This is a genomic window from Nocardiopsis sp. TSRI0078 (genome assembly GCF_001905145.1).
Classification (GTDB): Bacteria; Actinomycetota; Actinomycetes; order Streptosporangiales; family Streptosporangiaceae; genus Nocardiopsis.
This window is the reverse complement of record NZ_LWLB01000011.1, coordinates 55,490-66,211: the sequence shown is the minus strand read 5'-3', so window position 1 is coordinate 66,211 and position 10,722 is coordinate 55,490. Positions and strand designations below refer to the sequence as shown.

The 10,722-nt window shown below is 72.4% G+C and carries 11 protein-coding genes; 8 read left to right on the top strand and 3 right to left on the bottom strand.

Annotation, left to right across the window (positions count from 1 at the left end):
* Window positions 1-115: 115 nt before the first annotated feature.
* Window positions 116-592 (bottom strand): GNAT family N-acetyltransferase, encoded by a 477-nt coding sequence (locus A6A08_RS10430; protein ID WP_073702358.1) that lies wholly within the window; start codon window positions 590-592, stop codon window positions 116-118.
* Between the two features lie 105 nt (window positions 593-697).
* Window positions 698-1,108, bottom strand: a complete 411-nt coding sequence (locus tag A6A08_RS10425) for a RidA family protein (protein ID WP_073702357.1) — start codon at window positions 1,106-1,108, stop codon at window positions 698-700.
* Window positions 1,109-1,188: 80 nt separating this feature from the next.
* Between A6A08_RS10425 and A6A08_RS10420 the strand changes: the two genes are divergently transcribed.
* Complete coding sequence (locus A6A08_RS10420) at window positions 1,189-1,560, top strand: helix-turn-helix domain-containing protein (protein ID WP_073702356.1); 372 nt, start codon at window positions 1,189-1,191, stop codon at window positions 1,558-1,560.
* Between the two features lie 106 nt (window positions 1,561-1,666).
* Here A6A08_RS10420 and A6A08_RS10415 read toward each other — a convergent pair whose 3' ends face one another.
* Window positions 1,667-2,695 carry a phosphotransferase family protein gene (locus A6A08_RS10415; RefSeq protein WP_083609049.1) on the bottom strand — a complete coding sequence of 343 codons (1,029 nt, stop codon included), beginning with the start codon at window positions 2,693-2,695 and terminating at the stop codon, window positions 1,667-1,669.
* Window positions 2,696-2,904: 209 nt separating this feature from the next.
* Between A6A08_RS10415 and A6A08_RS10410 the strand changes: the two genes are divergently transcribed.
* The 7 genes from A6A08_RS10410 (at window position 2,905) to A6A08_RS10380 (ending at window position 10,692) form a co-directional block, all read left to right on the top strand.
* Entirely contained in the window at window positions 2,905-3,360 is a 456-nt protein-coding gene (locus tag A6A08_RS10410) for a hypothetical protein (protein ID WP_073702362.1), read from the top strand.
* A gap of 188 nt (window positions 3,361-3,548) precedes the next feature.
* Window positions 3,549-5,033 carry an MDR family MFS transporter gene (locus tag A6A08_RS10405; RefSeq protein WP_073702355.1) on the top strand — a complete coding sequence of 495 codons (1,485 nt, stop codon included), beginning with the start codon at window positions 3,549-3,551 and terminating at the stop codon, window positions 5,031-5,033.
* Between the two features lie 146 nt (window positions 5,034-5,179).
* On the top strand, window positions 5,180-5,740 hold the full coding sequence (locus tag A6A08_RS10400) for a TIGR03086 family metal-binding protein (protein ID WP_073702354.1): 561 nt from the start codon (window positions 5,180-5,182) through the stop codon (window positions 5,738-5,740).
* 185 nt (window positions 5,741-5,925) lie between these two features.
* On the top strand, window positions 5,926-6,963 hold the full coding sequence (locus A6A08_RS10395) for an NAD(P)-dependent alcohol dehydrogenase (protein ID WP_073702353.1): 1,038 nt from the start codon (window positions 5,926-5,928) through the stop codon (window positions 6,961-6,963).
* Between the two features lie 152 nt (window positions 6,964-7,115).
* Window positions 7,116-7,619, top strand: coding sequence for a 2Fe-2S iron-sulfur cluster-binding protein (locus A6A08_RS10390; RefSeq protein WP_073702352.1), 504 nt, complete (start codon window positions 7,116-7,118; stop codon window positions 7,617-7,619).
* Window positions 7,616-8,608, top strand: a complete 993-nt coding sequence (locus tag A6A08_RS10385; RefSeq protein WP_073702351.1) for a xanthine dehydrogenase family protein subunit M — start codon at window positions 7,616-7,618, stop codon at window positions 8,606-8,608. The genes A6A08_RS10390 and A6A08_RS10385 overlap by 4 nt, the downstream gene beginning before the upstream one ends.
* Window positions 8,605-10,692 carry a xanthine dehydrogenase family protein molybdopterin-binding subunit gene (locus tag A6A08_RS10380; RefSeq protein WP_073702350.1) on the top strand — a complete coding sequence of 696 codons (2,088 nt, stop codon included), beginning with the start codon at window positions 8,605-8,607 and terminating at the stop codon, window positions 10,690-10,692. The genes A6A08_RS10385 and A6A08_RS10380 overlap by 4 nt, the downstream gene beginning before the upstream one ends.
* The last annotated feature ends 30 nt before the right edge of the window (window positions 10,693-10,722 follow it).

Sequence of the window (10,722 nt, the reverse complement as noted above, 5' to 3'; positions counted from 1 at the left end):
CCGTCCAGATCGCTGCCATCAACGAATGGCTCTGACTTCCCAAACAGGCCCTAGTCCCGCCTCCGCCACGCGGGCGGGGGCCGTCCCATCCGAGAGGTGGGGCGGCCCCCGCCCGTCAGGGACGAGAATCCGCATCGGGTTCGGTCTGCATCAGGCGCGGGGACACGGCGAACCCGTGACGGGAGTAGGCGGAAACGGCCCGGTCGCTGGAGTGGACGCTCACCCGCTCCAACGCGAGCTCGCGGGCCAGTTCCAGCACCGCCTCGACCAGCCGGCCGCCCAGGCCGTCATCACGCTGCTCCGGTAGTACGTACACACATTGCACATCGCCCGAGGCCCGCTCGAACGCGTGCGGCTGCGGCACTCGCCGTGTGACCGCCAGCCACGCCATGCCGATGACCGACTCGTCCAGGACCGCGACGAAGCAGTGGTGGGAGGCGTCGTTCCTCTTCCCCCAGTCGACGAATCGAGGCACGAACTCGGCGAGGGGGAGGTCGGGCTCTCCGTGGTTCTCACATGTCCACCGCCATCGCAGTTCGGCGACGGAGTCCAGGTCTTCGGGCCGGGCCGGACGGACGACGACATCGCTCATGCCCGCGGATTGTGCCACGGCGGTCCAGGTGCTCCTGCCGTCGCCGCCCAACCGGCGCCGACGGCCCCGCGCTCGTCGGAGCGCGGGGCCGTGTCGCGCCCTTCGTCAGTCGAGGACGGCGAACGCCTCGACCTCGACGAGTACGTCAGGCTCGAACAGGTAGTCGACGCCGATGAGTGACACGGGCGGCCACGGCTGCGGAATCCCGAGCTCGTCGGCGACGCGCTCGACACCCGCCATGAAGTCGTCCATCCTCTCGGGGCTCCAGTGCGTGACGAAGAACCTGAGGCGCACGACGTCGGCGAAGCCCGCCCCGGCGCCGGTCAGCCCGAGCGCGGTGTTGCGCAGGGCCTGTGCGACCTGGCCGGTGAGATCACCTGGTGCGACGGGGTTCGCCTCGGCGTCGCGAGCGATCTGGCCGGCCACGTGCACGTGACGGGTGCCCGTGCCGACCGCGACGTGGTGGTAGGGCACGGGCTGCATCATGCCCTCGGGGGTGAACAGCTGCACGGTCATGGGAGGTTCCCTCACTTGTCAACGGTAGGTATACAAGGTCTACTTGGTATACGCAGGGAACTACAACGAAACCAGGTGTCATGCAGGAAACCGCCCACTCCGCGCCCGACGGCCAGATCACCGGGGCGCACCGTGAGCTGCTCGACCAGGTGCTCGACAAGTGGTCGCTACATGTGCTCGACCAGCTGTGCGAGCGGCCCTCGCGCTTCAACGAGCTGCGCCGTGCGATCCCCGTCGTGACACAGAAGTCGCTCACGGCGGCTCTGCGGCGCCTTGAGCGCAACGGGATGGTCGAACGCGTCGTCGTGAGCTCGCGGCCCGTCGCCGTCGAGTACCGCATCACGCCGTTGGGAAAGACGCTCCAAGAGCTGATCGACGCGCTCCTGCGCTGGACCACCGTCAGCATGCCCCGTGTCGAGCGTGCACGCGCGCGGTTCGACGGCGAGGCATGACGGGGGTTCTCCCTCCGGCCCTTCCCACTACGCTATAAATCTACGTCGTAAAGGTGCTGCTTCGCGTTAAGCATCCTGACTCGAGGAACTGGAACCGGGTCGGTACTCAGACCAGCGGAGTGGCGAGCCGAGCCAGGTCGTCCTCCAGGAGCGGCCCGACGAACGCGCGGGTCCGTGCCGCGGTGTCGCGGTCGTGGCCGCGCGGCGTGGGCTCGGTGAACATGATCAGGTACAGGTAGACCCGGTACAGGGTGAGCCTGCGCAGCAGGTCCGGTGTGAAGTCCGCGCGGCCTCCCGCCGCGCGGTACCCCTCCAGGAACGCGGTGTCGCCGCGGATGTCGCCGAAGAGCGCCAGGGACACCAGTTCGGCGGCCGGATCACCCCAGAAGGCGCGCTCGGCGTCGACGACCCCCGAGAGCCCGGGCCCGTCCGCCCGGTCGGTGCCGGTGACCAGGACGTTGCCGTCCCACAGGTCGAAGTGCGTGAGCACCGGGGTGCGCACCGGGGCCAGGTGGGCGAGGTTGGCCGACACCAGCCGCAGGATCCGCGCCCCGCCGCCGGGCAGCGCGACGGAGAACCGGAAGGCGTCGGCCACCACCGCCTCCACCATCGCGCCGAACGCCTCCGGCCAGGTGGAGGCCCGCAGCCCCGCCTGTGCCGGGTAGCCGAACACGTGCCCGGTGACGGTGTGCAGGGCCGCCACGGCCCGTCCCAGCTCGCGGCGGACCGGGGACAGCCGCTCCGGTGCCAGGCCGGACCGGACGCCGTCCAGGGCCGTTCCGGGCAGGTGGCCGAGGAACAGGTACTCGCGGCGCGGGTCGCCGGGCACCGTGCCCGCGTGCAGGACCTCGGGTACGAGCGGGCCCGCCACGGGGCGGGCCCGCTCGTACACCATCGCCTCGGTGGCCATGATGCCGTGCTCGTAGGTGAGCCGGGGGCGGTCGGGAGGGGGCGCCAGTTTGAGCACCGCCCGGCGGCCGTCGTGCAGGAGGACGCGGTGCACGGTGTTGTAGGTGCCTCCGGCGAGTGCCGCCTGTTCGCGTACGCGGGCGTTCCCGCCGAACGCGGCGCGCACGAGTGTGTCCAGGGCGGCGTCGTCGGGGGACAGTCCGGTCGCGGGGAACGAGGGGGTCATGCCCCCAATTTATGCGGACCGGAACGCGTGAGGTAGGCCCAGTCCGTGTCGGGGTCCGTTCTCGGGGCCGTTCGGCCGCCGGGCCGAGCACCGCGGGAGCCGCGCACCGCCGGGTCCGGCCGGATCGGCGCGAGGTTTCGCGAGGGCCGATCGGGATAGCCGGGGTGGCGAGGGCCGCGGACGGCGGCCGCGGCAGGGAGGGGAAGAACATGGGGGCGTTCTCGGGACCGGACATGGTGCGTACGGCGGCGCTCGGCCTCGCCACGGGGTCGCGCGGCACGCTCGGGAGCGCGCCGCTGTGGGCCGCCTCGGGGCCCGGCAAGCGCGTGTCCATGGCGCTGGTCGTCCTCGGGGAGTTCTCCGGGGACAAGATCCCGGGCATTCCCAGCCGTCTCGCCGGGCCGAGCCTGGTGGCCAGGATCGCCGGCGCGGGTACCGGCGGGGCCCTGCTGGCCCGCTCCCTCGGCGGATCGGCCGCCCTGGGGGCCGTGGTCGCGGCCGCTGCCGCCCCGGTGGGCGCCGCGGCGGGTGTGGGGTGGCGCCGGTACTGGAACGGCACCGGGCGTCCGGGCTGGATCGGCGGCGTCCTGGAGGACGTCTGCGCGGTCGCGCTCGCCGGGGCCGCCTGCCGGGGGGTGTCCGAGGACGCCCTCATGGGAGACTGAGGCCGTACCCGCGGCGGGGCGGCGGACCGTCCGGCGCCTTCCGTGCGGCCCGCGCGGCTATGGCGCACGACACCACCGTTTCGGGAACGGTAGGACGTTCTGGTGCGTTGGGACTGCTCTGGGGAGGTTCCCGGAAGACCCCCGTGCTTCCCGTACGCATCCGGCCGACTACCACGACGAGGACACCTGTGACAGGGCAGCCCAGTTCACCCGAGGCCGACGGCGGTTCGGTCCGACCACACGGCGGCGACGAGACGCGCGCCAACCGCTTCGTCATCCCGCTGCTCCTGATATCGGCGTTCGTGGTGATCCTGAACGAGACGATCATGGGTGTGGCCCTGCCCGCCCTGACCCGGGACCTGGGTATCTCCGTCGCCACCGGGCAGTGGCTGACCTCGGCCTTCATGCTCGTGATGGCCGTGGTGATCCCCGCGACGGGGTACCTGCTCCAGCGCTTCCACGTGCGCCAGGTGTTCATCGCCGCGATGACGCTGTTCAGCCTGGGCACACTGCTGTGCTTCCTCGCGCCCGGGTTCGGCTTCCTGCTCGTGGGCCGTGTGGTCCAGGCGATGGGAACGGCCATCATGATGCCGCTGCTCATGACGACCGTGCTGAACCTCGTTCCGCAGGACCGCCGCGGTCGCACCATGGGCAACATCTCCATCGTCATGTCGGTGGCGCCCGCGGTCGGCCCCACGCTGGCGGGCCTCATCCTCAGCGTGTTCGACTGGCGGTGGATGTTCGGGCTCGTCCTGCCCATCGCCGTGCTGGGCCTGGTCCTGGGAGCGCTCTTCATCCGCAACCTCACCGAGCCGCGCGCCGCCAGCATCGACCTGCTCTCGCTCCCGGTGTCGGCGCTGGCGTTCGGCGGACTCGTCTACGGCTTCTCGGGCCTGGGCGAGGGCGAGGCCACCGCGGTGGTCCCGCCCGCCGCGGCGATCGGGGTCGGGGCCGTCGCGCTGGTGCTGTTCGTGTGGCGCCAGCTGCGTCTGCAGCGCGGGGACCGGGCTCTGCTCGATCTGCGCGTGTTCCGTTCGAGGCAGTTCTCCGTCTCGATCGTCCTGGTCATGATCAGTTTCATGGCCCTGTTCGGCACCCTGATCATGCTGCCGGTCTACATGCAGAACGTGCTGGGCCACGACACGCTGGTCACCGGTCTGACCCTGCTGCCGGGCGGTCTGATGATGGGTCTGCTCGCTCCCGTGGTGGGACGCCTCTACGACCGCTTCGGCCCGCGCCCCCTGGTCATCCCGGGGGCGGCGGTGGTGTCCCTGGTGCTGTGGGGCATGACCCTCTTCGACGCCCACACGCCGGTCGGCCTGGTCGTCGCCGCCCACGTCCTGCTCAGCGGGGGGTTGGGCCTCATGTTCACACCGCTGCTCACCGGCGCGCTGGGGTCGCTTCGGCCCGAGCTGTACTCGCACGGCAGCGCCGTGGTCGGCACCGTGCAGCAGGTCGCCGGTGCGGCCGGTACGGCGACGTTCGTGGCGGTCATGTCCGCGACCTCGGCGGGCCTGCTCGCCGACGGTTCCACGGAGGTCGGGGCCCAGGCGGTCGGTGTCCACGCGGCCTTCCTTCTCGGTGCGGTGGTCTCGGTCGTGGCCTTCGCCATGACGTTCTTCGTGCGCCGGGTGGGGGCGGGCGCCGCGGAGGGCGCTCCGGCGGCCCACTAGGAGCCGTCGAAGGCCGTGGCGGGGGCCGTGCGCGGAAGGGATGTCCTTCCGTGCACGGCCCCCGCCGTCTTCGCGGGTCCGGGTTCGGACCGCCGCGGTGCCGGGTAGGGGCGGCGCAGAACCGCTATCCGCCCCGGGAGAGACTCATGGCACGACTGATCGACCTGCACGGCACCGCGATGGGGGAGTTCGACCGACGGGTCCGCGCGATCAGGCTGACGGACTGGGCGCTGCCCACGCCCTGCGCCGACTGGGACGTGCACGACCTGGTCAACCACCTGACCACCGAGCAGCTCTGGGTGCCGACTCTGCTGGGCGGTGCGCGGATCGAGGAGGTCGGCGACCGCTTCGAGGGGGACAACCTGGGGGAGGAGCCCGTCACCACCTGGGAGGTGGCCTCCCGTGAGGCCCGTACGGCCTGGTTGGCGCCGTCCTCCCTGGAGAGCACGGTGCACCTGTCCTTCGGTGACGCGCCCGCCGAGCTCTACCTGTGGCAGATGACCTTCGACCTGACGGTGCACGCCTGGGACCTGGCGCGTGCCCTGGGGGTGGACGAGGACCTGGACCCGGAGCTGGTCAAGGAGGTCCACGCCTGGGCGAGCGACCAGGGGTTCGGGCCGGGGCCGATGTTCGACGCGCCCGTGGAGGCCGGCCCCGGGGCCGGTACCCAGGAGCGGCTCATCGCCCTCACCGGCAGGAAGCCCTGACCTCGGCGGGACCGGTGCGCGGGCCGGGCGGTGCGGCCCTGCGGTGACCGAGCCCGGCAGCACGGGGTGCGCGCCCGGTCACCGGGCGGTGCGGCAGGTTTGGACGGTGCGGACCGCGGTCAGTGCGCCTGGGGAGACGCTTTTCCACGTCCGGCGCTCGGAGCCGGAGGACCCCAGGGGGCGGTATGCGCGCGGTACGGGTACACGAGTACGGTGAGGGCCCCTCCGTCGACGAGGTCCCCGAGCCGAGGGCCAGGGGGCCGCTGGACGTCCTGGTGCAGGTCGACGCCGCCGGTGTGTGCCGCACCGACCTGCACATCGTCGAGGGCCAGTGGGCGGACAGGAGCGGAGTCTCCCTGCCCTACGTTCTGGGGCACGAGAACGCGGGGACCGTGGTCGAGATCGGTCCGGCCGTCACCAACGTCCTGGTCGGGGACAAGGTGATCCTGCATCCGCTGGTCACGTGCGGGCTGTGCCGTCCCTGCCGTGCGGGCGACGACGTCCACTGCGAGAACTCCTCCTTCCCCGGTATCGACACCGACGGAGGGATGGCCGAACTGCTGCTCACCAACGCCCGCTCCTGCGTCAAGCTCGCCGAGGGGCTGAGACCCGTGGAGGTGGCCGCGCTCGCCGACGCCGGGCTCACCGCCTACCACGCCGTGCGCAGGGCGGTCCCGCTGCTGTACCCGGGGGCGCACGCGGTGCTGGTCGGAGCCGGGGGACTGGGCCACATCGGGATCCAGGTGCTCACCGCGCTCAGCCCGGCCGAGCTGACCGTCGTGGACCGTTCGGAGGAGGCGCTGCGCGTGGCCGGGGAGCTGGGGGCGGCGCACACGGTACGGGCCGACGGCACCCAGGCCGAGGCGGTCGCCGACATCACCGGCGGCAGGGGCGCGCAGGTGGTGCTCGACTTCGTCGGTGAGGGCGGCACCGAGAAGGAGGGTGTGGCCATGACCCGCGACGCGGGGAGCTACTTCGTCGTCGGTTACGGCGGGGCGCTCGACGTTCCGACCATCGAGCTCGTCTCCCGTGAGATCTCCGTCGTGGGCAACCTGGTGGGCAGCTACAACGACCTGGACGAACTCATGAGCCTGGCCGCCCGGGGCAGGGTGCGCCAGCGCACGAGGACCTATCCGCTGGAGGAGGCCCCCGAGGCCTTCGACGACCTCGACCACGGGCGGCTGCCGGGGGCGCGGGCGGTTCTGGAACCCGCCGCGGGCTGAACCGGAAAGGGGCGCCCGCGCCGCGCCGGTAGCGGGGACCGCGCCGTGTCGGCTTCCGGCGGCCCCGAAGGTGTCACAGACTGTGACGAGCCTTCGACGCGGTGCGTGGAGGGGCCGAGGACACTGACCGCACACGAGGGAGGACACCGCCGTTGGAGGCCACGATCACCCTGCATGTCGATGGTGAGGAACACGAACTCACCGTCGACACCCGAACCACCCTGCTGGACGCGCTGCGTGACCGGCTGGGGGTGACCTCGCCCAAGAAGGGCTGTGACCACGGCCAGTGCGGAGCGTGCACGGTCCTGCTGGAGGGGCGCCGCGTCGTGTCCTGCCTGGCCCTCGCGGTCGCGCACGACGGCGCCAGCGTCACCACCGCGGCCGGGCTCTCCGAGGAGGGGCGGCTGCACCCCGTCGCCCGCGCCTTCGTCGACCACGACGGTTTCCAGTGCGGCTACTGCACGCCCGGTCAGGTCTGTTCGGCGGTGGGCATGCTGGAGGAGGCCGCCGCCGACTGGCCCAGCCACGTCACCGAGGACCTGGACGCGCCGGTGCGCCTGGACGACGAGGAGATCCGTGAGCGTATGAGCGGCAACCTGTGCCGTTGCGGCGCCTACGTCAACATCGTCGCCGCGATCAGGGAGGCCGCCCGGTGAGACCGTTCGACTACAGCAGGCCCGCCGAGGCCTCCGCCGCCGTCGCCGCGGTCGCGGGCGATCCCGAGGCCGCCTATCTCGGCGGGGGTACCAACCTGGTCGACCGTATGAAGCTGGGCATCACTCAGCCCACCGCGCTCGTGGACGTGCGCGAGCTGCTCAGCGACCGGATCGAGGAGCTGCCCGACGGGCGGATCCGCGTGGGCGCGGCCGTGCCCAACAGCGACCTGGCCGCCCACCCCGAGGTGCGCAGGCGCTTTCCCGTCCTCTCCCAGGCGCTGTTGGCGGGTGCCTCGGGGCAGTTGCGCAACGCCGCCACCACCGGCGGCAACCTCCTGCAGCGCACACGGTGCGTGTACTTCCAGAACCGCGCCATGCCCTGCAACAAGCGCGAACCCGGTACGGGCTGTGCGGCGGTGGAGGGCTATGGCCGCTACAACGCCGTCCTGGGCGCCTCGGAGCACTGTGTGGCCACCCACCCCTCCGACATGGCGGTCGCGATGACCGCCCTGGGCGCGCGGGTGCACGTGCTCGGTCCCGCCGGTGAGCGCACCGTGGACATGCCCGGCCTGCACCGGCTGCCGGGCGCGGAGCCCGAGCGCGACACCGTCCTGGAGCACGGCGACCTGATCACCGCCGTGGACCTGCCCCACCTGCCGTCGGCCATGCGGTCGACCTACCGCAAGGTGCGCGACCGCGCCTCCTACGCCTTCGCGCTGGTGTCGGTGGCCGCCGCGCTCGACGTCGTGGACGGCACCGTGGTGGACGTGCGCGTGGCCTTCGGCGGTCTGGCGCACGCGCCCTGGCGCGCCCACCGGGCCGAGGAGGTGCTGCGCGGGGGTCCGGCGACCGAGGAGGCCTTCCGCGAGGCCGGGCGGGCCGAACTCGCCGTCGCCCGCACCGGACCGGACAACGCCTTCAAGGTCCCCATGGCCGTCAACACCCTGGCCCTGGTCCTGCGCGAGCTGACCGCTGAGGAGGCACGATGACCAAGACGTCGCAGCCGCAGGCCATGGGCCGGCCGCTGACCCGGCTGGAGGGCGCGGACAAGGTCACCGGGCGGGCGACCTACGCCTACGAGCATCCGCTCGACGACCCCCTGTACCTGCATCCGGTGCTGTCCACCTGTGCACGGGGGCGCGTCGCCGGTGTCGACGCCTCGGAGGCCGAGGCGCTGGAGGAGGTGCGCGCCGTTCTGACCCCCGGCAACGCCGAGCGGCTCGCCGACACCAGTGACCGGGAGTTCGCCGTCCTGCAGTCCGACGAGGTGTCCTTCCACGGCCAGTTCGTCGCCGCGGTCGTCGCCGACACCCCCGAGACCGCCCGGCAGGCGGCCGGGCTGGTGCGGGTGGAGTACGAGCGGTCGCCGCACGACGTGGTGCTGACCGGCGACCACGGGGGGCTGTACCGGCCCGAGAGCGAGGACGGGCCCGCGTCCGACACCGAGCAGGGCGAGGTGGAGGCGGCGCTGGAGCGCGCCGAGGTCCTGGTCGACCACACCTACGGCACGCCTACGGAGCACAACAACCCGATGGAGCCGCACACCACCGTGGCCCTGTGGGAGGAGGAGGCCGGGCGCCTGACCCTCTACGACTCCACCCAGGGCGTGCACGTGGTCCGCGCGTCGGTGGCCGCGGTGTTCGGCCTGGAGCCGGAGCGGGTCAGGGTGGTCGCACCGCATGTGGGAGGCGGCTTCGGTTCCAAGGGGGAGGCGCACGCCCACGACGTCCTGGCCGCGATGGCCGCTCGTGCCCTGCCCGGGCGGCCGGTCAAGTTCGCGCTGACCCGGCAGCAGATGTTCTGCCTGGTCGGCTACCGCACCCCCACGATCCAGAGGGTGCGCCTGGGCGCCGACCGGGACGGGCGGTTGAGCGTGCTGGTCCATGACTCGGTGGAGCAGACCTCGACGGTCAAGGAGTTCCCCGAGCAGAGCGCGATGTGCTCGCGGTGGATGTACGCCGCGCCCCACCGCCGCACCACCCACCGGATGGCCGCTCTGGACGTGCCCGTCAACTTCTGGATGCGGGCGCCGGGCGAGGCGCCGGGGATGTACGCGCTGGAGGCGGCCATGGATGAGCTCGCCCAGGAGCTGGGGGTGGACCCGGTGGAGTTGCGGGTGCGCAACGAGCCGGAGACCGATCCGCAGAGCGGCGCTCCGTGGTCGGACCGGCAGTTGGTCAGGTGTCTGCGCGAGGGCGCCGAGCGCTTCGGCTGGCACGGGCGCGACCCCGCTCCCGGAGTCCGCCGTGAGGGCGACTGGCTGGTCGGTACCGGTGTGGCCGCGGCGAGCTATCCGCACCTGTTCAACCCGGGGTCGGTGGCCCATGTCCGCTACGGCGACGACGGCCGTTACGAGGTGGGTATCGGCGCGGTGGACATCGGTACCGGGGCCTGGACCGCGCTCACCCAGATCGCGGCGGACGCGCTGGGGTGCCCGGCGGAGGAGGTGCGGCTGCGGATCGGCGACACGGCCCTGCCCACGGCCTCGGTCGCGGGCGGGTCCAGCGGTACCAGCTCCTGGGGTACGGCGATCGTGGCCGCGGCCCGGGCCTTTCGGGCCGAGCACGGGTACTCCCCGGCGCCGGGCGCGAGCGCGCGGGCGAGCGCGGCGCAGGACACCGTCGACGAGGGGTACGCGGTCTACTCCTTCGGGGCGCACTTCGTCGAGGCGCGCGTGCACGCCGACACGGGTGAGATCCGGGTGCCGCGCATGTTCGGCATGTTCTCGGTGGGGCGGGTGGTCAATCCGCGTACGGTGCGTTCGCAGTTCCTGGGCGGGATGGTCATGGGGATGTCGATGGCGCTGCACGAGGAGAGCTTCCGGGATCCGCGCTACGGCCACGTCGCCAACGGGGACTTCGCCGAGTACCACATCCCCACCAACGCCGACGTGGGCGATCTGCGGGTGGACTGGTTGGAGGGGGAGGACCTGCGCGCCACCCCGATGGGTTCGCGGGGCGTGGGCGAGATCGGCATCGTGGGTACGGCAGCGGCCGTGGCCAACGCCGTGTACCACGCCACGGGTGTGCGGGTCCGTGACCTGCCGATCACGCCGGACAAGGTGCTGCTCTGAGGGCGGGTGCGCGGCCCGGGGCGCCGACCG

Bases quoted from the DNA above. Each gene is read 5' to 3' on its own strand.
- A6A08_RS10430 (WP_073702358.1), bottom strand. From the start codon at position 592: ATGAGCGATGTCGTCGTCCGTCCGGCCCGGCCCGAAGACCTGGACTCC.
- A6A08_RS10425 (WP_073702357.1), bottom strand. From the start codon at position 1,108: ATGACCGTGCAGCTGTTCACCCCCGAGGGCATGATGCAGCCCGTGCCC.
- A6A08_RS10420 (WP_073702356.1), top strand. From the start codon at position 1,189: ATGCAGGAAACCGCCCACTCCGCGCCCGACGGCCAGATCACCGGGGCG.
- A6A08_RS10415 (WP_083609049.1), bottom strand. From the start codon at position 2,695: ATGACCCCCTCGTTCCCCGCGACCGGACTGTCCCCCGACGACGCCGCC.
- A6A08_RS10410 (WP_073702362.1), top strand. From the start codon at position 2,905: ATGGGGGCGTTCTCGGGACCGGACATGGTGCGTACGGCGGCGCTCGGC.
- A6A08_RS10400 (WP_073702354.1), top strand. From the start codon at position 5,180: ATGGCACGACTGATCGACCTGCACGGCACCGCGATGGGGGAGTTCGAC.
- A6A08_RS10395 (WP_073702353.1), top strand. From the start codon at position 5,926: ATGCGCGCGGTACGGGTACACGAGTACGGTGAGGGCCCCTCCGTCGAC.
- A6A08_RS10380 (WP_073702350.1), top strand. From the start codon at position 8,605: ATGACCAAGACGTCGCAGCCGCAGGCCATGGGCCGGCCGCTGACCCGG.